The sequence below is a fragment of the Rhizobacter terrae genome (genome assembly GCF_003852895.1).
GTDB lineage: Bacteria > Pseudomonadota > Gammaproteobacteria > Burkholderiales > Burkholderiaceae_C > Albitalea > Albitalea terrae.
Genome location: NZ_QUSW01000005.1, coordinates 62,538 through 85,101 on the forward strand (window position 1 = coordinate 62,538; position 22,564 = coordinate 85,101).

Consider the following 22,564-nt stretch of genomic DNA (forward strand, 5'->3'; position numbering starts at 1 on the left):
GCGCCCCTGTCTACGCTGTCTCCCCATGCACACGACGGAGACCACCATGATCGCCAACGACCTCATGAGCCTGGGCGCCACCGACATCGCCGCGCTGATCGCCCGCGGCGAGCTGTCGGCCAAGGAGGTGACGGATGCCAAGATCGGCGTGATCCAGCAGCGCAACCCGCAGCTCAATGCGCTGGTGGCCGAGCGTTTCGATGCGGCACGCCGCGAGGCGATGCACATCGATGCCCGGCGTGCGAAAGGCGAGACGCTGCCGCCGCTGGCCGGCGTGCCGACGACCATCAAGGACGTGATCGACGTTGAAGGGCTGCCTTCCACCGGCGGCCTGCCCACGCGCCGCGACCACCGCGCCGCGCACGACGAGCATGCGGTGGCGCAGCTGAAACAGGCCGGCGCCGTGGTGCTGGGCAAGTCCAATGTGGCGCAGGTCCTGATCTTCGTGGAGACGGACAACCCGCTGCATGGGCGCTGCAACCATCCGTCGGACGCGGCGCGTTCGCCCGGCGGCTCCAGCGGTGGCGAGGCCGCGCTGCTGGCGGCAGGCTGTTCGGCGCTGGGGCTGGGCACCGACATCGGCGGCAGCGTGCGCGTGCCGGCGGCGTTCTGCGGCATCGCGAGCATCAAGCCCACGGCGGGGCGGCTGCCGGACACAGGCCGCCTGTCCGTGCCCATCGGCCAGCTGGGCGTGCAAAGCCAGCTCGGGCCCATGGCGCGGCGTGTGGCCGACGTGGAACTCGCGCTGCGGGTGCTGAACCCGGGGCATCTCGTGCTGCCCCTGTCCGACACCGTGGACGTGAGCCGCCTGCGCGTGGGCGTCTACGAGCGCGATGGCATCTTCGCGCCCAGCCCGGGTGTGCGGCGCGCCGTGCGCGAAGCGGCCGCGGCGCTCAAGGCGGCCGGCGCCACCATCGTGGACTTCACCGTGCCCGACCCGCGCGAAGCGCAGGCCATCTTCTTCGGATCACTCACCGGCGACGGTGCGGCCGGCATGAAGCGCCTGCTGCGCGGCAGCCGGAAAGACCCTCGGGTCTTCCAGCTCGTGGCGAGCCTCGGCCTGCCCGGGCCGCTGCGCCGGATGGTGGGCGGCCTCGTCGGCGCACACGGACAAAAGCACCTGTCAGCCCTGCTGGCCGTCGCCGGCAACCGCTCGGTCGACGCGATGTGGCAGCTCGCTGAACGCCAGATCGACTACCGCCAGCGCTTCCTCCAGGCCATGGACACGAGCGATGCCGGCCCGCTGGACCTGCTGATCGGCCCGCCGGTGGCCACGCCCGCCTTCTCGCATGGTGCAACCAAGGACCTGGGGCTGCCGGGGATCTACACCTCGCTCTACAACGTGCTGGGCCATCCGGCCGGCGTGGTGCCGGTGACTCAGGTGAAGCCCGGCGAAGAGAGCGACCGGGCGGCATCCAGCGACATGGCGGAGAAGGCCGCCGCGAAGGTGGAGGCCGGCAGTGCGGGCCTGCCGCTGGGCGTGCACGTGGCCGGGCGGCCCTGGGCCGAGCACCAGGTGCTGGCGGCGATGCGGGTGATCGAGGCCGCGCGCCGCTGAGGGCATCGGCCGGCGCACCGGGGCTTGTCACCCCGGCCCAGTAAACTTGCGGGTTTCCGTGCTCCCTGACCCGCCATGCTGACCTTCCAGCAAATCATCCTGCGCCTGCAAGACTATTGGGACCAGCAAGGCTGCGCCCTGCTGCAACCCTACGACATGGAAGTCGGCGCTGGCACCAGCCACACGGCGACCTTCCTGCGCGCCATCGGCCCGGAGCCCTGGAAGGCCGCCTACGTGCAGCCCAGCCGCCGCCCCAAGGACGGCCGCTACGGCCAGAACCCGAACCGCCTGCAGCACTACTACCAGTACCAGGTGGTGCTCAAGCCCGCGCCGGCCAACATCCTCGAGCTCTACCTCGGGTCGCTGCAGGCCCTGGGCTTCGACCTCAAGGCCAATGACATCCGCTTCGTCGAGGACGACTGGGAGAACCCCACGCTCGGCTGCTGGGGCCTGGGCTGGGAGGTGTGGTTGAACGGTATGGAGGTGACGCAGTTCACCTACTTCCAGCAAGTGGGCGGCATCGACTGCAAGCCCATCACCGGCGAGATCACCTATGGCCTGGAGCGGCTGGCCATGTACCTGCAGGGCGTGGACAGCGTCTACAACCTCAAGTGGACCGACACGCTCAGCTACGGCGACGTCTACCACCAGAACGAGGTGGAGCAGAGCACCTACAACTTCGAGCACTCCGACGTGGAGTTCCTGCTGCAGGCCTTCGGCGCGCACGAGAAGCAATCCAAGCACCTGATGGAGAGCAAGCTCGCGCTGCCCGCCTACGAGCAACTGCTCAAGGCCGGCCACACCTTCAACCTGCTGGATGCGCGCGGCGCCATCAGCGTGACCGAACGCGCGGCCTACATCGGCCGCATCCGCAACCTCGCGCGCAGCGTCGCGCAAAGCTACCTGGAAAGCCGCGCCCGCCTGGGCTTCCCGATGGCGCCCAAGGCCTGGGCCGACGAAGTCGTCGCCCAGATCGAGAAGAAGGCGGAGTAAGCACCATGACGTCCAAGAATCTGCTCGTCGAGCTGTTCGTTGAAGAGCTGCCGCCCAAGGCATTGAAGAAGCTGGGCGAGGCATTTGCATCCACGCTGGCCGACAGCCTGAAGGCGCAGGGCCTGGCGGGGGCGTCGGCTGCGGTCACGTCCTTCGCATCACCGCGCCGGCTGGCCGTGCATGTGGCGGACGTCGCGTCCGCCGCGGCCGACAAGGCCGTTTCGCAGAAGCTCATGCCTGTGAGCGTTGGCCTCACTGCCGACGGCCAGGCCACCCCCGCGCTGCTGAAGAAGCTGGCCGCGGTCGGTGCCGATGCGAGCGCCGTCTCCTCGCTCAAGCGCCAGATGGACGGCAAGGCCGAGGCGCTGTTCTTCGACAGCATGGTCAAGGGTGCGACCCTGGCCGAAGGCCTGCAGAAGGCGGTGGATGAAGCCATCGCCAAGCTGCCCATCCCCAAGGTCATGAAGTACCAGCTGGCCGATGGCTGGACCAGCGTCGACTTCGTGCGGCCCGCCCATGGCCTGGTCGCCTTGCATGGCGCCGACGTGGTGAACGTCAGCACACTGGGCCTGAAGTCCGGCCGCAGCACGCAAGGCCACCGCTTCGAAGCCGCCAAGCCGGTGGTGGAGCTGCGCGATGCCGACCACTACGCCTCGCAGTTGCTCGATGAAGGCAGCGTGATCGCGAGCTTCGCCGACCGCCGCGCCGACATCGTGCGCCAGCTCGACGCGGCTGCGGCCAAGCAAGGCCTCAAGCCCATCGACGACGAAGCCCTGCTCGACGAAGTGACGGCGCTGGTGGAGCGGCCCAACGTGCTGCTGTGCCAGTTCGAGAAGGAATTCCTCGACGTGCCGCAGGAGTGCCTCATCCTCACGATGAAGGCCAACCAGAAGTACTTTCCGCTGCTAAACGCCAAGGGCAAGTTGACCCACCAGTTCCTGGTGGTGAGCAACATCCGCCCGGCCGATGCGAGCCGCGTGATCGAAGGCAACGAGCGCGTGGTGCGCCCGCGCCTGTCGGACGCGAAGTTCTTCTTCGACCAGGACCGCAAGAAGACGCTGGAGTCGCGCGTGGGCGGGCTGGCGAAGGTGGTCTATCACAACAAGCTGGGCTCGCAGGGCGAGCGTGTGGAGCGGGTGCGTGCCATTGCCCGCGGCATCGGCCAGCAGCTGGGCGGCGAGGCGTTGGCAGCCCAGGCCGACCAGGCCGCGCGCCTGGCCAAGGCCGACCTGCTGACCGACATGGTGGGCGAGTTCCCCGAGCTGCAAGGCATCATGGGCGCGTACTACGCCAAGCATGATGGCCTGAGCGACGACATCGCCTTTGCGCTGGAAGACCACTACAAGCCGCGCTTCGCGGGCGATGAGCTGCCGCGCAACGCCGTGGGCATTGCGGTGGCGCTGGCCGACAAGCTGGAGACGCTGGCGGGCCTGTTCGGTATCGGCCAGATTCCCACCGGCGACAAGGACCCGTTCGCATTGCGCCGCCATGCATTGGGCTTGATCCGCATGCTCATCGAACGCGAGCTGAACCTGCCGCTGGCGGAGCTGGTGTCGCAAGCTTTCAAGGCCTTCCCGGCGACGCACGGCCAGGCCCAGGCCGAGCTGGCCTTCTTCCTGCGCGAACGCCTCGTGGGCTACCTGCGCGAAGCGGGCTACAGCGCACAGGAAGTCGAGGCCGTGGTCGAAGCCAGGCCCGCGCTGTGGGCGGAGTTTCCCAAGCGCCTCGCCGCCGTGCGTGCCTTCAAGGCCCTGCCCGAATCCGAGTCGCTGGCCGCGGCCAACAAGCGCGTGGGCAACATCCTCAAGAAGAGCGACGCGCCCGTGTCGGACACCGTCAGCGCCGCCTTGTTGAAGGAGCCCGCCGAACAGGCGCTGCATGAGGCGCTGCAGGCCGTGGCGCCCAAGGCCGAGGCCGCCTTCGCCCGCGGCGACTACACCGGCTCGCTGCAGGCCCTGGCCGCGCTCAAGGCGCCGGTCGATGCCTTCTTCGACAAGGTGATGGTCAACGCCGAAGACCCGGCCCTGCGTGCCAACCGCCTGGGGCTGCTCGCGCAGCTGCATGCGGCGATGAACAAGGTGGCCGACCTGTCCAGGCTGGCCAGCTGACCCCATGAAACTCATCATCCTCGACCGCGACGGCACGATCAACGAAGACCGCGACGACTTCGTGAAGTCGCCCGAGGAATGGGTGCCGCTGCCCGGTGCGCTGGAGGCCATTGCGCGGCTGAACCATGCGGGTTGGCACACGGTGCTGGCGACCAACCAGTCGGGCCTGGGCCGGGGCCTGTTCGACATGGCCTCGCTCAACGCCATGCACGTGCGCATGAATTCGCTGCTGACCAAGCAGGGCGGGCGCATCGACGCCGTGTTCTTCTGCCCGCACGTGCCTGAAGACCAGTGCGACTGCCGCAAGCCGCTGCCGGGGCTGATGCTGCAGATCGGCGAACGCTACGGCGTGGACCTGACCGTGGTGCCTTTCGTCGGCGATTCGCTGCGCGACCTGCAGGCGGGCGCCGCAGCCGGCTGCCCCACCCACTTCGTGCGCACCGGCAAGGCCGCCTCGCTCACCGATGCGCAGGTGACGGGCATCCTCGAGCAGGTGCCGGGCACGCAGGTGCATGCCGACCTGAGTGCGTTTGCCGACGCCATCATCCAGCAGGAACGCGCGGCCCGCGGCCTCACCGGCGAATCCGATTCCGGCTTCGGCCGCCTGAACTGAATCCTTCCGACATGCAAAAGATCTTCTGGTCGATCCGATCGGCCCTGTTCGTGCTGTGGATGGCCGTCACGGTGATTCCGTGGGCCATCATCTCGCTGGTCGCCTCCATCTTCATGCGCGGCACGCCGCTGTACTGGCTGACGACCTACTGGCTGCGTTTCGCCATCTACGGCGCGCGATTCATCTGCGGCGTGCGCTGGCGCATCCAGGGCGCGGACAACCTGGCCATCGCCGACAAGGCCGGCCCGATGATCGTGCTGCCCAAGCACCAGTCGACCTGGGAGACCTTCGCCTTCCCGCAGCTCATGCCGCATCCGCTGGCCTACGTGTTCAAGCGCGAACTCCTGATGATTCCCTTCTTCGGCTGGGCCATGGGCCGGCTGGACATGGTCCACATCGACCGCAGCAAGCGCACCGAGGCCTGGAGCAAGGTGGCCGAGCAGGGCCGGAAATTCATGGCGCAGGGCAACTGGGTCATCATGTTTCCCGAGGGCACGCGCACGCCGCGCGGCTCGCAGGGCCAGTACAAGACCGGCGGCACGCGGCTGGCACAGGCCACCGGCGCGTCGGTGCTGCCCATCGCGGTGTCCTCGGCCAAGTGCTGGCCGCGCAAGTCGTTCATGCTCCGGCCTGGGCTGATCGACATCTCCATCGGCAAGCCGATTCCCTCCACCGGCCGCGACCCGGACGAGCTGATGCGTGAAGTCGAGACCTGGATCGAAGGCGAAATGCGCCGCATCGACGCCGAGGCCTACGCGAAGGCCTGAGGTTTCATAGGACAATCCGGGCCCATGGCGAGAAAGCCCACGGCCCCCGATCCCACGCAGTTTTCGCTGTTCGACGAACAGCCGCCGGCAACCGAGCCGGTCGCTCCGGTCTTTCCTGGCGTGGCGGCCTTTGGTGGGTTGCCTGGGCTGCCGGGCGTGGTCGAGCCGGCACCGCTTCCTGCACACGAACCGGTGCCGTCGGCACCTGCGGTGCCCATCGCCAGCGTGCTGAGCCCCGAGATCTTCCGCCACCCGCAGCACAACCGCGAGATCCGGCTGGACGACCACCTCGTGGCCTACCTGCTCAAGCGCGTGCGCCGCAAGACCATCGGCTTCATCGTCGGGCCCGAGGGCCTGAGCGTGAACGCACCCAAGTGGGTGACCGTGGGCGACATCGAGGCGGGCATCCGCGAAAAGGGCAAGTGGATCCTGCGCAAGCTGCAGGAGCAGGGCGAGCGCCAGCGCAAGCAGCAGGAAGCGCGCATCGAGTGGAAGGACGGCACGAGCATTCCCTTCCTCGGCGAGACGGTGATCGTGGTGATCGATCCGCGAGCCACCGGCGCCATCCTCCACACCGATGCCGAAACCTTGCCTGGCGTGCCGCGATTGACGCTGCACGTGGGCCTGTCGCAATCGGCCTCGGCCGAGCAGATCCGCGATGCCGTCCAGTCCTGGCTGCAGCGCCAGGCCAAGCGCATCTTCGAGGAGCGCTGCCGGCACTTCGCGCAGCAGCTCAACGTGCGCTACACCCGGCTGTCGCTGTCATCGGCGCAGACGCGCTGGGGCAGCGCCAGCGCCGACGGATCCATCCGGCTGAACTGGCGGCTCATCCACTTCACGATGTCCGCCATCGACTACGTGGTCGCCCACGAGCTGGCGCACCTGCGCCACATGGACCACAGCCCGCGCTTCTGGGACGTGGTGCGCTCGGTCATCCCCGACTACGAGCAGGTGCGCGGCAGCCTCAAGGAAGACGTGGTGCCGGTGTTCGACTGAACATCCGGCACCAGCCCCCGGGGCTATTCGGGGAACCAGACCAGGTTGGCAATCGTCAGCAGTGAGAACAGCGTCAGGGTGTCCTTGAAGTAGCCGTCGTTCGTGGCCGGCGTGGGTCCGGTATGGCGCACTCTCATGTACTTCCACGCTTCGTTGAGCGCAGCCTGTGCCTTGGCCTGCATGTCCTGGCTGTCGCCGCTGCCCGAGTTGATGGTGCCCAGCGTGGTGGCCAGCATCGCAGCGAAGTGCGGGCCATGGCCAAAGGTCTTGGTCACGGTCTTGTTCAGCGCCGTGTCGAAGTACGTGAAGCTGTTGATGCGGGTGCCATTGAGGTCGTAGGTGGAGCCGATGCGCGTCCAGTCGTACGTGCCGCCGCTGGCGGTGGCGCCGATGGCGAACTTGGCGATGTCCCGTGCCCACAGCCTGCTGTCTCCATGGCCGGAAGCCATGATGTCCCAGGTCACGCGCCAGGGAACGCGGCATGCGTTCTCGGAAAACTGGCCGGAAGGAAACGGTTCGTCAATCATGCCGTTAGGAGAGCGCACCACGTCCGTGGTGCTGTAGGTCGTGGAACTGCTCGAACCCGTCACCTTGGGGCTCACGAAGTCCGGGACCAGCCCCTTTGTCCAGCTTGGGTCGGCCATGGGGGTGCCGTACACCCCACCCGAGTAGTTGCCATCGAAGTATTTCGAGTGCATGCGGCGAATCTCGGTGCGGACCGCACTGCTCACGTTTGCGTAAGTCCACTGCGCACCGTTGGACGCCGCTGGAAGGGTGGGCACCGGACCGGAGAACTTGGTTTGAAAGACCTGCCAGTGGCCCATCATCCAGTCGCTGGGGCGCGTGGTGGAAAGGAGAAACTTGGGGAACACGTCGGTGCTGTCGGCGTCGCCATTGACGTGCATTCCCCCCGCCCAGTCCTCTTCATGCAAGTCGGGGTAGCCATGGACCCAGTCGCCCATGTTCATGCGAAACAGGCCGGCGCCCTCGCTGGAGCTCCACTGCAGGTTCCACTTGATGATGTCGTCGATCAGCGTCTTGGCCATCGCCTTGTAGTTGAACGTCGCCCCCGCACCGGTGGATCCCCACTGGGCGTCGGCCATCAGCAAGGCCAGCGCGATGTCCATGTCCCCATCGGTGGCGCTGTCGTCCACTGGGACGGGGTTTTTTGTCCAATCCGCTTCAGGGGGGAGGGCGGATGACATGAGACTGGTCGTGCAGCCCGCTTGGCCGCAGCCGCTGCTGCGAAAGCGCTGGTAGGTGCGCACCAGGCCGTCGAACCTCGGACGCTCCGAATGGGCGGAGTCCTGGCCTTCCATCAGGACGGTCAGCAGCATGCCGTAGCCAGTGTGTTCGGAGGCGCTGATGGGGTTGCCGGAAAAGCCCGGCGGTAGATCGTCGCCGGTGGGGCCGGTGACCGGCCCGAGGACGTAGTAGTGGTCCTTGCCGCCGATGGTCACCTTCTTGAGGTAGTCGCTGACCCATTGCTGGTAGTAGGCGCGGATGTCCGCGGCGCGCTCGGCCGTGGTGTCGGCCGCGGCGTGATTGGGCCGGTTCAGCCCGTAATTGGTCTCGAACGGGAATGCACGGTTGGCGGCGGTCGCGGCATGCATGGCCGCAGCCAGTGCGATGGTGGTCCAGAAGGTCTTGCTCATGTGGAGGTCTCCGGGTGAGGGGATCAGCGCGCCCAGGACATGGGGAGGCGGCTGGCCGGATTGAAACACCTTCGGCGCTATTAAGTAAACACATTTGACTATTAATGTTTACTGGATAAGCTGCAAATTCACCAGTGACGCCGGTTGCCGTTAGCAAAAAGCGCGGCAAATCTAGGGTAAAGCGCCGCATTTATCCAGAAATCAATAAGTAAAACGATTTGCTTTAATTGGGAGGCACCCATAGACTGGTCTCGTGCCCGTTGCGCCAGGGCTCCGCTTCCGGCGCTTGTGCACACATCCACGACAAGACTTCCCGGCCAGCCGGCCGGTGCCCCTGAAGGAGAACCCATGAAGACAGCATTGACCGCGGCAGCCTTGGCGTGCGCGGCGATCGCGGGAACGGCGCAGGCCGATTTCCTATTCCCGCATGAAACAAATTACGACCTGCTCAAGCCCAACCACACTGCGGCGTCGACCTTGGCCAAGCGCAGAGACGCCATCGCGGCGTATTACAGGAAGTGGAAGGCGGCTTACCTGAAGACACCTACCGGAGCTGGGCTGTCCGGTTTCAGATATGTCGACGGCCCCTCCACGGGTCAGCCAGAAGACTTCTGGCCCATGGGGACCAAGATCATCAGTGGGTCCGAGCACACCGGCTATGGAATGCTTTTGACGGTCCTGATGGAGGGGCAGGCGAAGGATGCTTCCGGGAAAGTTGTCTCGGAAAAGCCCGATTTCGACGGACTGGTTGCAACGTATCAGCGATTCAAGAGCTACTTATGCGGGAGTGGCTGCAAGTTGATGTCGTGGGCGATTCCCTCGGATTTCAATCCCAAGAACATCAGCGACAACGCTCCCGATGGCGACCTGGACATTGCGCTGGCATTGCTCATGGCGCACAACCAGTGGGGCTCTGCAGGCACGTACAACTATCTGCAGATGGCCAAGGACGAGTACAAAGCGATCGCAAAGTACAACCTCACCGAACATCAGATTCCGAACAAGGCGGAATTCAGACTGCGAGTGAATCTGGGGGATTGGTCACTGCAAAGCGGCGGCGACTTCATCGAAAACAAGGCCGACGGGGAAGACTTCGACCTCGACGGCGACGGCGCGAAGACCAAGACGTTCAAGGGTCTGTATCCCTACGCCACCCGCCCGAGCGACTGGATGATGGGGCACTTCGGCGTCTTCGCCCGCCGATTCAATTCCGAGTGCGTCAGGGATTGCACGACGCACCCGATGAGCTACAACGAGGTCGGAAACCTGACTCGCTTTGAAATCCAGGGCCTGTACAACGACTTCTTCAAGGCCGGAAGCCCAGGTGTGCCGACGACCTGGACTAAGGGCCTCATCTCCGACTTCGTGGTCCCCCAGACGCCTCCCGGCGGGACTTTGAGCAATGCTGCCTGGAGCAAGGAGAACGTCCGGCGCGCACCTGACGCCTTCATTGACGAGCCGTTTCCCACAAGCAAGTGGTCGGAGAATGCCGTGCGGGTGCCCTGGCGCCTGACCTGGGAGTTGATGGTGGACAAGTACGATGACACCACCAGGGAATGGGCTCAGCGCATCGCGCGGTTCGGCCTGGACCAGGCGCATGTCCCGGAATCCATCAACGAATACAACTGGAGCCCCACCGGGCGTATCGGGTCGACGTATGACCTGAATGGCACCCGCATCAATAGCTTCACGTACTTCGACAAGGCGCTGAACAAGACCGTGACCAAGACCTTCGGCCATGCCCAGCACTTCGCGTCCATGCTGATCGTTCCCCTGGTCACGCTCAAGGGTCAGCCTGAGGAGCAAGCGGCGCAAGCGGCATTGAACAAGGGCTGGGATTACATGAACGGTGCATTCACCGGACCGGGCCAGAACCCTGATGGCTCCGAGAAGGATGGCTACTTCAAGGACTCCCTCACGTTGTTCTCGATGCTCACCGTCGCTGGCCTCGTCTGGTTCCCCTGAAGCGCTGGCCGTGGTCTGGCGGCCGCAGAAGCCGCCGGACCATGCGGGCACTCAGGCCGCCTCGATGACCTGATGCCGCTTCAACGCCAGCACCGCATCGGCCGCGAGCGCAGCCGATGCGGAGTTCTGCGCGGTGATGAGGCCACGGTCGGAAACCACATGCGGCGTGAAGGCCGGGGCGCACACGAAATGCGCGCCCTGGTCCAGCAGCGCCGCGCTCAGTGCCACTGGTGCGTATGCATCGGTGCCGGCCCGCACGTCTTCCTCGGGAGCGCAACCGGTGAGGCGGCGTCCGTTGAGCCAGTGCGGCTTCGCATCGTTGAGCAGCGCGGCCACGCCGCATCCGATGGTCGCGATGACGACGCCTGCATCGAGCGAAGAGCGAAGGCAGCGACTGATGGCCGCGTTGTTGGCGAAGTCCCAGAGCGCACCTCTCCCGCCCGCGAACCAGACGGCCTGCACGGAGTCATCGACGCGGACCTGCGACAACGGCAGGCTCTCGGCCAGCAGCGAACGCGCCTGGGCTGACGCCAGAAAACGCCGGCCTCGTGTGCTGATCAATCCATCGGACAGGCTGGCCGGTTCGAAGCACACCGGCCCGCCGTCTGGCGACGCCATCGAGATGTGCAGGCCCGCGGCATCGAAGGCCATGTACGCCGCTGCCAGATCTTCCAGCCAGACCCCTGTCGGCTCGGCTGTCAGCGGGATGAAAGCTTGCGACGTCGCAATCATGATCACGGCGCCTCGTTCCATGGTGGAGTCCTCACAAATGGTTGCATCCGAACTGCGTCCCGAAACCGCAGGTCCGGGCCGGTGCAGTGTCCGGTCCAGGGCCTGCTCTGTACAGTGCGAAGTTCGAAAGTGATGCGTGCACGAAATGAAATCCCTCGATCTCAATCTGCTCATCGCTCTCGATGCTTTGCTCACCGCCGGCAGCGTGAGCGGCGCCGCTCACCGCATGCACTTGAGCACACCGGCGATGAGCCACACGCTCGCAAGAATTCGCAAGGCACTGGGCGACCCCATCCTTGTTCGCGCGGGTCGGCGCCTCGTGCCCACGCCGCGCGCACTCGAACTGCGCGAGCCTGTGCGCCGGCTCATCGATCAAGCCCGTGCGCTGATCTCACCCGTCGACGACAGTGCATCACTGACGCAGCTGCGGCGCGACTTCGTCGTGCGCGCGCCCGATGGCATCGCCATCATCCGCGGGGCCATGCTGCTGGAAGCGTTGAACCGGGGCATGCCCCTGGCCACGCTGCGCTTCGTGCCCGACACCGATGGAGACTTGCATGCCTTGCGCGACGGGCGCATCGACCTGGACATCGGCACCATCGCCGACTGCGGGACCGACATCCACACCTTGATGCTTCACGAGCAACGCACCGTGTGTGCAGTCAAGGCCGGGCATGAACTGCTGCGCTCGCACATCACGCCGGCCACATTCGCCGACCAGCCTCACGTGGCCATTGCGCGCCGCGGCAACGGGCGCGATCCCATCGACCTGGCCTTGTCCGAGCTGGGCCTGGCGCGGCGCGTGGTGCTCACCGTGCCCAGTGCCTACGGTGCGCTGATGGCGGCCGCCCGCTCTGCCGACCTCGTCGCCTGCGCGCCCGAGCAACTGGCGCGCAGCGTGGCCCCTGGCCTGGGATTGCAGATCGTCGACCTGCCCGTGGGCGTGCCGGCGGAAGAGGTGGTGCAGGCCTGGCATCCGCGCGTCCATGCGGACGCTGCCCATCGCTACCTGCGCCAGTGCGTGGGCCTGCTGTCGGCCCACGCGATGCAGGCCACGCGCACGTTGCGCGACGGCACTGCCGTGGTGTCGCATGGTGCGCTGCTGGACCTGGCCAGCGGCCGCAAGCCGTGAGGCCTCAAGGCCTGCGCGTCAACCGGTCCAGGCTGCGAGGTGCCCGTGCAGCTGGGCCCAATGCTTGGCCGCGCCCAGCATGCCCGCGTTGTTGCCGGTGGCTGCCAGCGCCACCTTGGCGTCACCGCTGAAGTCCGTCCGCAGGAAGGGTGACATGGCTTCGCGCAGTTCATCCAGGAAGCGCTCGCCGCGGCCGCAGATGCCACCGCCGATGATGACGGCCTGTGGATCGAACGCGTACATCAAGGCGGTGATGCCGGTGGCCAGGCGCTGGTACCAGCGCTGAAGAACCGCAAGCGCCACCGGGTCGCCGGCATCCCCGGCCTCGAACACGTGGTGGGCGCTGCACGGCGCGCGGCCGAACGCCTGTTCGCCGAGCAGGCCCAGCCCGCGCAGCGATGCGACCTTCTCCCACACCTCGCCTTCCACCACGGCGTTGCCCCACTCTCCGGCTGCGCATGAACTTCCCCGGTACAGGCGGCCGTTGATGACGATGCCGCCGCCGATGCCTGTGCCCAAGGTCAGCGCGATGTAGTGGTCCAGCCCGACGGCAGCCCCGCACCAGCCCTCGGCCAGCGCCACGCAATTGACGTCGTTCTCCACGGTGGTGGGCAGTCCGAAGCGATGCTCGAAATGAGCCGCCAGGTCGGTGCCTGCGTAGCCGGCCACTGCGTCCGCGGCGCCTCGGATGCGACCGGTTCCGAGCCCGACGATGCCCAGCGTGGACACCGCCACGCCGACGGGCCGGGACTCGCGCAGTGCATGCACGACGTCATCGAGGCGCGACAGCAGCGAGACGATGCCATCGCGGCCGAGCGTGTCGATCACGCCGGCCTGCGTGACCTGGCCTTGCATGCCGACCAGGCCGTACTTCACGTGCGTGCCGCCGATGTCCAGCGCGATGAGGGAGGGAGCTTTCATGGTGTGGTTCACAGGGTCAGCGTGACCTTGCGCAGGTGTGGAGGCTGGTCGGCATCGAACCCGCGCGCGGTGGCGAGCGCCGCCACCACCTCGTAGAACGAACGAATGGCCGGCACGGCGTCGAGCTCGGGCATGTCGGCGGGCGTGAGCGTCATCGTGCGTTCGCGGATCTGCGGTGGCGCGGCAAGGACCACGTTCGTGCCGAGACGGCGCAGGTGGTCGGCGAAGGCGATGAGCCCGGGAAGTTCGGGGCCGCCGGTGGCGAAGACCAGCGCGGTGCGTCCCCGGCCGGCGAGGGACACCGGACCATGCATGGCCTCGGCGCCGGACAAGGCCTGCGCATGCATGCCGCAGGCTTCCTTCAGCTTGAGCGCGGCTTCCTGGGCCAGCGGCAACCCGAAGCCGCGGCCGATGACGAGCAGGTGTTCAACGGGCGCGAGGGCCCGCACGGTGGCATCGATCTCGTGGTCCGCCACGGTCGTGTCCAGTTGGTGCGGCAAGGCATCCAGTGCCTTGAGCATGGCGGCATCCATGCGCCAATGCGACACCAGCAGCGCGCTGGCCACCAGGCTCGCGACAAAGCTCTTGGTGGCGGCCACGCTCAGCTCGGGGCCGGCGCGCAGGTCCGCGCGCCAGAGGCAGGCCTGTGCCAGGGGAGATTCCATCTGGTTCACCAGGGCCAGCGTGCTGGCGCCCCTTGCCGACAGCCGCTGCATGGACGTCACCAGGTCGGGACTCTGTCCGGACTGCGAGATGGCCACGGCCAGGCTGCCGCGCACCTGAAGCGGCGCGTCGTGAAGCGTCAGGGCTGACAGCTGCAAGGCCCCGGCCGGCACGCCGTGCCGGGCTGCAAGAAGGTAGGACAGGAAGGCGGCGGCGCAGCCGGAGCTGCCACGCGCCAGCGTGTGCACGTGCGAGGGCGGTTGTGCCCGCAGGTGGCCGGCCGTTGCTGCATGGTCGTCATGCGCGCACCGAAGCTGGCGCCGCACGACGTCGGCCGAACTGCGCGCCTCGAGGAGGATGTGTGGAGTCAAGTGGCTTCTTCCAGAAGAGGTGAGGAGCGGCGCGCGGGCAGGGCCGCGCGCCGCCGTGTCTTCAGAACCAGATCTCGAATTGCGCGCCGTAGCTCGTGCCGCTGGTCTTGCCGTCGCCCAGGCCGGTCACGCCGCCCGCACCGGCTGCCGCATTCGCCGCGTCGTTCCAGCGCGCGGTCGTCACATACAGGCGCAGCTCGGGCCGGTTCCAGAAGTCCGGGCCGATGCTCACCGCCGGTCCGACCGTGAACTTGGCCAGCTTCTGGCGCTCACCGCCCTCGGGCTTCTTGGTCGAGTAGCCGGCTTCGGCCAGCAGCTTCAGATGCTTGGTCATCGCATACGAGACGCGTCCGCCCAGCGACGTGGACACCACCTTGCCCGAGGCCGTGCTCTGGTCGTTCTGCCACAGCGCCAGCGCCTGCCCGCCCAAGGGGCCTTGCTGCCACGTGATGCTCTCGACCAGGCGCAGGCTGTGGTCGCCGGAATCGGCGTGCAGGTTGCCAAAGTTCCCGTCCAGCCCGGCACTGCCGCGCGTGTAGGCCAGCCATGCGGTGTTGCCGCCACCCAGGCCGAGGAAGTTGTCCTGGTCATGCTGGAGGACGAGCCCCACGCCGCCATGCCCACCGGTGAAGTTGCTGCGGGCAAGCGTGCCCAGCACGCGCAGCTTGCCGCCGGGGTTCACGTTGAGGCCGGTGAGGTCCGCATGCAGCCGGTCGCCAGATTCGGTGGCGGATGCATCGGTGTGGAAGTACGACAGGCCCAGCTTCTTGTCATCACCGAGCTTGAACTCTGCGCCGGCGCCCACGCCGTCGAGCGTCACGAAATAGGTGTCGACGATGTGCACGTCCGCGCGGCCGAGGAAGCGCTTGCCGGCCCAGAACAGCGTGTCGGGCGCGAAGTCGAAGCCGGAGCCTTCGACGAACATCTGTGCCAGGCCCACGGAAGCGCCTGTGGAATCCGTGGACGGGTTCCACAGGTTGGGCATGACCTTGACCTTGTAGCTCACGCCCTCGGTCTTCACGACCTGGCTCAGGCCGAACTCGCCGTAGATGTCGCATTCGTTGCCCAGGCGGTACTTCAGTCCGGGCCCTTGCAGTCCATAGCAGGCGCGGGCCGCGTCCTTCTTCGCCGCGCCGGGCCCGGCGCGCATGTAGCCGTCCATGTCGACCGCCTGGGCCTCGGGCGTGGCCCAGGCGGCGGCGAGCGCAAGGGCCGCGATGAACAGCGGCATGTGAAGGTTCTTCGGAAGGTGCATGGTGTGTCTCCTGTGATGTGTCGATGTGTGGGGGTGGCGTCCTCGAGGTGCTGTTGCGGTGTCCCGGACGCCTGGGGCCGCAGGGCGCAGGCAAGCCGGGTCCCTCCGGTCTCGTGGACCGGATCGAACGTCGGTGACAGGCTGCGCGGGAGTGGTGGGGTGCCTAGCCGGAGGAACTCATCCCTTGGTTCCTCCGGCAGTGAGCCCTGAGACGAGCCAGCGCTGCAGCAGCGCGGCCGTCAGCACGGCGGGCAGGGCCGACAGCACGCCGGCGGCCGAGATCAGGCCGTGATCGGTCGCGCGGCCCGCGGCGAAGTCGCCGATGGCCACGGGAAGGGTCTTTGCGCGCAGGTCGCTCGTGTAGATGAGGGCGTAGAAGAATTCATCCCAGGCCAGCATGAGCGCGAACAGCGCCGTGGCACCCAGGGCCGGCTTGGCCAGCGGCAGCGTCACGTGCCAGATGACGCCCAGCACGCCCGCGCCGTCCACGCGCGCCGCCTGCTCGATCTCCACAGGCAGTGCATCGAAGTTGTTCTTCAGCAGCCAGGTGCAGAAGGGCAGCAGGATGGAGCAATAGACGATGACCAGTGCGAGCGTGGTGTTGAGCAGGCCCAGCGCGCTGAACACCAGGTACAGCGGCAGCACGAAGGCGACGGGCGGCATCATGTACACCGCCAGGCTCGCGTGCAGCAGCACGGCCCGTCCAGGCACGCGCGAGAAACTGTAGGCCGCGGGGATGGCCGCGAGCATCGAGATCGCTGTCGCGCTGAACGCGACGGTGCAGCTGTTGGCGAGGGCACCGAGGAACGTGCGGCCCGCGCCGCCGCCTGCTGACAGCAGCTTCTCGTAGCGGCTGAAGTCCCACTGGCGGGGCAGCCAGGCCAGCGGCACGGTGGTGAGGTCGGTGGTGCTGCTGACACTCATCATGAACAGCCACAGCATGGGCAGCAGCGTGAAGAGCGCGAACAACAGCAAGGCGATGGCCAGCAAGGCGTGCTGGAGCGGAGTACGGCGGGTCATGGCTTGTTCGCCTTCGTGCGCAGCAGGGCCAGGTACACGCCGATGAGTGCGGCGCTCAAGGCAGCCACGACCACGGCATGCGCCGCGCCGCTGCCCGCGCGCAGGTAGCTGAAGGACTCCTGGTAGACGAAGAAGCTCACCGTCTTCGTGCTGTCAGCGGGGCCGCCGCGGGTCATCACGTAGATGATGTCGAACACCTTGAAGGCCTCGATGAGCCGCAGCACCACGGCCACCACCAGCGCGCCGGCGATGCCGGGCAGCGTCACGTTCCAGAAGCGGCTCCACGCAGTGGCGCCGTCCATGCGCGCCGCTTCGTACAGGTCGGCGGGAATGGACTGCATGGCCGCCAGGCTGATCAGGGCGATGAGCGGATAGTTCTTCCACACGTCCGCCGCGATGACCATGTTCATCGCCACGTCCGGATCGCCCAGCCAGCTGCGGTAGTCCGCCAGCAGCCCGATTTGCGTGAGCAACGCATTGAAGCTGCCGTACTCCGGATTGAAGATGAGCCGCCACATCATGGCGTTGACGATGGTGGGCAGCGCCCAGGGCAGGACAAGCAGCGCACGGGCCAGGACGCGGCCGCGGAAGGGCTGGTTCAGCAGCAGCGCCACCGGCACGCCCAGCAGGACCTCGGCCCCCACCGACACCAGCGTGAAGTAGAGGGTGCGCCCGAGGGCCGACCGGAAATCGGCCGACTCCCACAGCTGGCGGTAGTTGTCCAGGCCGACCCAGTGGCCGGCTTCGCCCGACGCGGCGAGTCCCGTGTCGGTGAAGCCCAGCCACAAGGTGCGCAGCAAGGGCCAGGCAGTGACGACGGCCATGATGGCCAGCATCGGCACCAGCAAGGCCGCGGCGCGCCATGGCTTGATCGCAAGGGATGACATGCCGTGCGCTTCCTCGTTCGCTCAGGGCTTGGCGGCCAGCCGGGTGGCGTCCGCCGTCGCGGCCTGCATCGCGTCCTCCACGCTTCGCTTGCCCAGCAGCGCTTCGTGCAGGTGCTTCTGCAGCGAGTTGGACAGCTCGGTGTAGTTCGCGGCCGCGGGTCGTCCGGCCATGGCCGGGAGGGACTTCTTCGCCGCGGCGATGAGTTCCTCCTGGCCCTTGGCGACGCCGGCATCGTCATAGGACGCCTTCCAGATCGGCAGGCTGAGGCGGGCGTACTTCTCCTGCACCGGACGCGAAGTCATGTGCACGATGTAGTGCCAGGCGAGGTCTGGCTGTTTGCTGGCGCTGGTGATGCCCAGTCCCATGGACCCGTTCACCGCCGACACGCTGCTCAGCCCGGCGACGCCCGGTGCCGGCGCGATGCCCACCTTGCCGGCCACCTTGCTTTCCTTCGGGTCGTTGGCCTGGGCGTACATGTAGGTCCAGTTCAGCGCGAACGCGGCCTCGCCGTTGGAGAAGACCTTGCGCACGTCTTCCTCGACGTATTCACGCGAGTTCGGATTGGTCAGGCCCTGCGCGAGCGACTCCTGCATGTACTTCGCGGCCTTCAGTGCGCCGCCTTGCGCGTAGCCGGGCTTGCCGCCGTCCAGCAGCTTGCCCTGGTGGGCGAGCGCGAGCGTGGTGTAGTCGCACACCATGGCTTCGGCCTGCGACCAGCTCCACACCATGGGGTACTTCACCAGGCCCTTGTCCTTGATGAGCTTTGCCTGCCGCGAGAGTTCGTCCCAGGTCGCAGGCGGTGCGGTGATGCCGGCCTTGGCGAGGATGTCGCGGTTGTAGAAGAGGTACTTGGTGTCCAGGATCCACGGCATGCCGTAGCGGTGGCCGTCATGGCTCACGGTGGACCAGGCGCCCGACACCACGCGCTCGACCTCGGCCGGTGCGATGCGGTCGGTCACGTCGCGCAGGATCTTGTGGCGGCTGAATTCGGCCGGCCACACCACGTCGAAGAGCACGACGTCGTAGCCGCTGCTGGTGCCGCTGGCCGCGATGATCTTGTCGTGCAGTGCTTCGTAGGGCACGAACTCCAGGTTCACCTTGACCTGCGGGTTGTTCTTCGTGAACTCCGCCGTCATGGCCTTGACGTCGTCCTCGCTGTAGGCCGCCTGCGTCATGAACAGGGCGTTGAGCGTGGTGTCGGCCACGGCTGCGGCGCTGGCGAATGCCGTGCACAGGACGGCGGATTTCAGGATCCATTTCATCGCGTTGTCTCCTCGGGTCGTGTGGGACGTGGCTGCCTTGCGGCCGCAGGGTGCCGCGGCCGCAAGGCAGCCGGTTCAGGAAAGGGGTGGGCGCGGCAGCGAGCGGCCGTCGGCGCCGAACAGGTGGCAGGCATGGACCTGCGGCATCAGGCGAACGATGTCGCCGGCCTGCGGTCCGGGTGCGCCGTCGTCCAGGCGGACGGCGACCGGCTCGTCGACGCCGGCCATGCGCACGTGGCACATCGTGGAGTCGCCCAGGTGCTCCACCAGCTCCACCTGTGCGGGCGGGCCCTGGTCGTTGGACAGCCGCAGGTGCTCGGGGCGCACGCCCAGCGTGAGCGCCAGGCCCGGCGCCAGCAGCGTGCTGTGCGCCGGCATTTGAAGCGAGCCGCCCGCGCCCCACTTCAGCGTGGCGACGCCCTGCGAAAAAGACTGCACGAGACAGGGCAGGAAGTTCATGCGCGGCGAGCCCAGGAAGCCGGCCACGAAACGGTTGGCGGGGCGGTGGTACAGGTCCAGCGGCGTGCCCGCCTGCTCGATGTGGCCGGCGTTGAACACAACGATGCGGTCGCCCAGCGTCATGGCCTCGACCTGGTCGTGCGTCACGTAGACCACCGTGTTGCCCAGCCGCCGGTGCAGCCGCGACAGCTCGATGCGCATCTGCACGCGCAGCGAGGCGTCGAGGTTGGACAGCGGCTCGTCGAACAGCGACACGCTGGACTCGCGAACGATGGAGCGGCCGATGGCCACGCGCTGGCGCTGCCCGCCCGAGAGTGCGGCCGGCTTGCGCTCAAGCAGGGGACCGACCTGCAGCAGCTCGGCCGCATGCCTCACGGCGCGATCGATGTCGTCGTGCTTGCGACGGGCCTGTCGCAGGCCGAAGGCCATGTTGTCGTACACCGTCATGTGCGGGTACAGGGCATAGCTCTGGAACACCATCGACACGCCGCGCTCGGAAGGTTCCAGCCCGTTCACCAGGCGATCGCCGATGCGCAGTTCGCCGGCGCTGATTTCCTCCAATCCGGCGATCATTCGCAGCAAGGTCGATTTGCCGCAGCCGGACGGTCCGACGAAGACCATGAATTCGCCGTCCCGGATGTCCAGGTCCACGCCATGAATGACGGTCGGCCCACGGCCGTAAGTCTTGCGGATGCCACGCAAAGTCACGTTCGCCAAGGAAGTCTCCTGGACCGTGGTTACCATCCTTGCGCTCCTGGACGGGCTGCCACCTGTCTAGGAGCGGCTGCGGAATCCGCATGGCGGAACACGGCCGTTGTCACTGTTCGAATGTCAGGAATTGAAGCACAGGACTTTTATTAAGTCAATTTGATTTCAAAAATAGAAACCAGCACTGTCCACCCCTGATGAAGCCCTCCCCTGCCCGCGAGAACGCCGCGCCGTCCGGTACCAACCTGGAACACGCCAAGTTCCACAACCGCCGCGTCGTCATCGAGGCCGTGCGCCTGCATGGCGTCCTGACCCGGGCCGAGATCGCCCGGCTGACGGCGCTCACGCCGCAGACCGTCTCCAACATCACGGCCGAGCTGCAGGAAAGCGGCATGTTCACGGCCCACAGTCCGCGCAAGGCCGGGCGCGGCCAGCCGGCCATACCGCTGTCGATCAACCCGGCGGGCGCTTATTCGCTGGGCGTCCAGGTGGACCACCAGTCGCTGATTGCCCTGGTGGTTGACCTCAGCGGCAAGGCCTGCGGCCGGGTGGAGACGGCCTTGCGCCGTCCATCGCCAGACGTGGTGCTGCCTCTGCTGGCGGACGTCATCCACAGCCTGCGCCGGCAGGTCGACATCGACTGGGACCGGATGCTCGGCGCCGGGCTGGTGATGCCCGGGCCGTTCGGGGTGGAGGGCATTTCGTCGAAGGGGCCGACCACGCTGCACGGCTGGGAAGACATCGACGTGGCCGCCGACCTCTCCGAGCGCATCGGGCTGCCCGTGCTCATCGAGAACGATGCCAACGCAGCAGCCATTGGCGAGCGGTTGTACGGCGTGGCCAAGACGCTGCGCAACTACGCCTATCTGTTCGTGGGCACGGGCCTGGGGGCGGGGCTGTTCCTCGATGGCCAGCTGTACAAGGGCCAGGCGCGCAATGCGGGCGAAGTGGGCCACATGATCGTCGAGCGCGACGGACGGCCCTGCTACTGCGGCAACCGCGGCTGCCTGGAACGGTACGTGTCCCTGCTGGCGGCCTACGAAACGCTGGGTGTGCCCGAGGACGAAAGGCGCTCGCCCAACGTGTTGCTGCGGCCCGGCGTGGACCTGGACCGATGGTTCGAGTCGGCCGTCCCCGCCCTCCGGCAGGCGATCAACATCGTGGAGTCCATGCTGGATGTCGCTTCGGTCGTCATCGGCGGGCCCCTGCCGGCCCCGGTGCTCGAACGGCTGGTGGCGGCCCTGGAGCCGCTGCCGGTTTCCACGCGCTCACGCCGCCACTCGTCGCCGCGCGTGATGATCGGAAGCGCGGGTGCGGACACTGCCGTCCTCGGTGCGGCTGCGCTGCCGGTGTTCGACGAATTCAATCCGCAGTACGACGGCCTGATGAAGTAGCCGAGAAGCGCATCACGCCGTCGTCGCCGACGGCTCGGCTCAGCTTCCCCGCATGCCACAGCGCATTCATGTGGGCGATGGACTCGCCCATGGCGAAGGTGGTCTGGTGCAGGTCCAGCTCGCGCTTGAACAGCACCTTCAGCGCGTCGGCGGAACTCAGCGCCCGTTCTGCGCAGGCCTGCATCAGCTCGGCGAAACGCTCGTCGTGGTGCGCCTTCAACTGGTCGATGCGGGTGTGCAGGCCGCGGAAGGGCTTGCCGTGGGACGGCAGCACCAGCGTGTCGGCCGGCAGCGCGCGCATGCGCTCGATGGAGCCGAGGTACAGCGGCAGCGGGTTGCCCTCGGGTTCCAGGTCGATCACGCTGACGTTGGTGGAGATGCGCGGCAGCACCATGTCGCCGGAGATCAGCAGGCCCAGGCCGGCGCTGTGCAGCGACATGTGCTCGGGTGCATGGCCGTAGCCCACGTGGCACGTCCAGTCGTGCTTGGCGCCCGCGGGGCCGATGGGAATGACGTCGCCGTCGAGGATGCGCCGGAACGACTCCGGCACCTTGGGCACCATGCTTGCGTAGTAGTTGCTGCGTGCGCGGATCTTGTCCAGCGAGGACGGGTCCGTCAGCCCGTGGCTTTGCATGAAGCGCGCCGCGCTGTCGCCGCCAAAGCCGGTGGTCGATGAGCTTGCGAGCCGCGCCGCGTTGAAGTCGGTCGCGCTGATCCAGAGCCGGCAGTTCCAGCGCTCGGTGAGCCAGTGGCCCAGCCCGATGTGGTCCGGGTGCATGTGCGTCACGATCACCCGCAGCACCGGCAGCCCGCCCAGCTCGCTGTCGAAGATGCGCTCCCAGGCGGCGCGGGTCTCGTCGCTGGTGATGCCGCAGTCGACGATGGTCCAGCCCTCGCGCCCGTCCAGCTCATCGCGCAGCAGCCACAGGTTGATGTGGTCCAGCGCGAACGGCAGCTTCATGCGCACCCAGCGCACGCCCGGGGCGATCTCCAGCGTCGTGCCGGTCTCGGGCATCGTGTCGCCCAGGGGGTAGCTCAGCTGGTGTTCAAGTGCGTTCATGAAGCCGATACACTTTCCGTATACGTCAATTGCAACAGTCTACG

The 22,564-nt window shown here is 67.1% G+C and carries 19 protein-coding genes; 9 read left to right on the top strand and 10 right to left on the bottom strand.

All coding sequences use genetic code 11. The annotated features are described in order from the left end of the window. The first annotated feature begins 46 nt into the window (after nt 1-46). The 6 genes from DZC73_RS17900 to DZC73_RS17925 all read left to right on the top strand — a co-directional run bounded on the left by DZC73_RS17900 (nt 47) and on the right by DZC73_RS17925 (nt 7,035). Nucleotides 47-1,558, top strand: coding sequence for an amidase (locus DZC73_RS17900; RefSeq protein ID WP_161974630.1), 1,512 nt, complete (start codon nt 47-49; stop codon nt 1,556-1,558). Between the two features lie 75 nt (nt 1,559-1,633). Then, entirely contained in the window at nt 1,634-2,551 is a 918-nt protein-coding gene (glyQ, locus tag DZC73_RS17905) for a glycine--tRNA ligase subunit alpha (RefSeq protein WP_124541739.1), read from the top strand. A gap of 5 nt (nt 2,552-2,556) precedes the next feature. Next, nucleotides 2,557-4,659 (top strand): glycine--tRNA ligase subunit beta, encoded by a 2,103-nt coding sequence (gene glyS, locus DZC73_RS17910; RefSeq protein WP_124541740.1) that lies wholly within the window; start codon nt 2,557-2,559, stop codon nt 4,657-4,659. A 4-nt stretch (nt 4,660-4,663) separates the two neighbouring features. Next, nucleotides 4,664-5,272 carry a D-glycero-beta-D-manno-heptose 1,7-bisphosphate 7-phosphatase gene (gmhB, locus tag DZC73_RS17915; protein WP_124541741.1) on the top strand — a complete coding sequence of 203 codons (609 nt, stop codon included), beginning with the start codon at nt 4,664-4,666 and terminating at the stop codon, nt 5,270-5,272. 11 nt (nt 5,273-5,283) lie between these two features. Next, nucleotides 5,284-6,039: a lysophospholipid acyltransferase family protein gene (locus tag DZC73_RS17920; protein ID WP_124541742.1), complete on the top strand. Its 756-nt coding sequence runs from the start codon at nt 5,284-5,286 to the stop codon at nt 6,037-6,039. A gap of 24 nt (nt 6,040-6,063) precedes the next feature. Then, on the top strand, nt 6,064-7,035 hold the full coding sequence (locus DZC73_RS17925; RefSeq protein WP_124541743.1) for a M48 family metallopeptidase: 972 nt from the start codon (nt 6,064-6,066) through the stop codon (nt 7,033-7,035). Between the two features lie 23 nt (nt 7,036-7,058). Here DZC73_RS17925 and DZC73_RS17930 read toward each other — a convergent pair whose 3' ends face one another. Then, nucleotides 7,059-8,690 (bottom strand): glycosyl hydrolase family 8, encoded by a 1,632-nt coding sequence (locus DZC73_RS17930; RefSeq protein ID WP_124541744.1) that lies wholly within the window; start codon nt 8,688-8,690, stop codon nt 7,059-7,061. 348 nt (nt 8,691-9,038) lie between these two features. Between DZC73_RS17930 and DZC73_RS17935 the strand changes: the two genes are divergently transcribed. Beyond that, nucleotides 9,039-10,655, top strand: a complete 1,617-nt coding sequence (locus DZC73_RS17935) for a glycosyl hydrolase family 8 (protein WP_124541745.1) — start codon at nt 9,039-9,041, stop codon at nt 10,653-10,655. A 51-nt stretch (nt 10,656-10,706) separates the two neighbouring features. Here DZC73_RS17935 and DZC73_RS17940 read toward each other — a convergent pair whose 3' ends face one another. Then, nucleotides 10,707-11,408, bottom strand: coding sequence for a type 1 glutamine amidotransferase family protein (locus DZC73_RS17940; RefSeq protein WP_161974631.1), 702 nt, complete (start codon nt 11,406-11,408; stop codon nt 10,707-10,709). Nucleotides 11,409-11,532: 124 nt separating this feature from the next. On the opposite strand from DZC73_RS17940, the gene DZC73_RS17945 reads away from it, so the two are divergent. Beyond that, nucleotides 11,533-12,519, top strand: a complete 987-nt coding sequence (locus DZC73_RS17945) for a LysR family transcriptional regulator (RefSeq protein ID WP_124541747.1) — start codon at nt 11,533-11,535, stop codon at nt 12,517-12,519. An 18-nt stretch (nt 12,520-12,537) separates the two neighbouring features. On the opposite strand, the gene DZC73_RS17950 is transcribed toward DZC73_RS17945, so the two are convergent. The 7 genes from DZC73_RS17950 to DZC73_RS17980 form a co-directional block, all read right to left on the bottom strand. Next, the gene (locus DZC73_RS17950) at nt 12,538-13,440 is read right to left on the bottom strand and encodes an ROK family protein (RefSeq protein WP_124541748.1); all 903 of its coding nucleotides are present in this window, start codon (nt 13,438-13,440) and stop codon (nt 12,538-12,540) included. Between the two features lie 8 nt (nt 13,441-13,448). Then, a complete protein-coding gene (locus DZC73_RS17955; protein ID WP_235835186.1) occupies nt 13,449-14,474 on the bottom strand; it encodes an SIS domain-containing protein in 1,026 nt (341 codons plus the stop codon). 61 nt (nt 14,475-14,535) lie between these two features. Continuing rightward, the gene (locus tag DZC73_RS17960; protein ID WP_124541749.1) at nt 14,536-15,729 is read right to left on the bottom strand and encodes a maltoporin; all 1,194 of its coding nucleotides are present in this window, start codon (nt 15,727-15,729) and stop codon (nt 14,536-14,538) included. A gap of 177 nt (nt 15,730-15,906) precedes the next feature. Continuing rightward, a complete protein-coding gene (locus tag DZC73_RS17965; RefSeq protein WP_124541750.1) occupies nt 15,907-16,749 on the bottom strand; it encodes a carbohydrate ABC transporter permease in 843 nt (280 codons plus the stop codon). Then, nucleotides 16,746-17,636 (bottom strand): carbohydrate ABC transporter permease, encoded by an 891-nt coding sequence (locus tag DZC73_RS17970; protein ID WP_124541751.1) that lies wholly within the window; start codon nt 17,634-17,636, stop codon nt 16,746-16,748. The genes DZC73_RS17965 and DZC73_RS17970 overlap by 4 nt, the downstream gene beginning before the upstream one ends. A gap of 21 nt (nt 17,637-17,657) precedes the next feature. After that, nucleotides 17,658-18,899, bottom strand: coding sequence for an extracellular solute-binding protein (locus DZC73_RS17975; protein ID WP_124541752.1), 1,242 nt, complete (start codon nt 18,897-18,899; stop codon nt 17,658-17,660). Nucleotides 18,900-18,974: 75 nt separating this feature from the next. Further along, nucleotides 18,975-20,075, bottom strand: coding sequence for an ABC transporter ATP-binding protein (locus DZC73_RS17980; RefSeq protein WP_124541753.1), 1,101 nt, complete (start codon nt 20,073-20,075; stop codon nt 18,975-18,977). Between the two features lie 188 nt (nt 20,076-20,263). Here DZC73_RS17980 and DZC73_RS17985 point away from each other — a divergent pair, with 188 nt between their 5' ends. After that, the gene (locus DZC73_RS17985) at nt 20,264-21,460 is read left to right on the top strand and encodes an ROK family transcriptional regulator (RefSeq protein WP_124541754.1); all 1,197 of its coding nucleotides are present in this window, start codon (nt 20,264-20,266) and stop codon (nt 21,458-21,460) included. On the opposite strand, the gene DZC73_RS17990 is transcribed toward DZC73_RS17985, so the two are convergent. Further along, nucleotides 21,429-22,520 (bottom strand): MBL fold metallo-hydrolase, encoded by a 1,092-nt coding sequence (locus tag DZC73_RS17990; protein WP_124541755.1) that lies wholly within the window; start codon nt 22,518-22,520, stop codon nt 21,429-21,431. The genes DZC73_RS17985 and DZC73_RS17990 overlap by 32 nt on opposite strands. Nucleotides 22,521-22,564 lie beyond the last annotated feature (44 nt).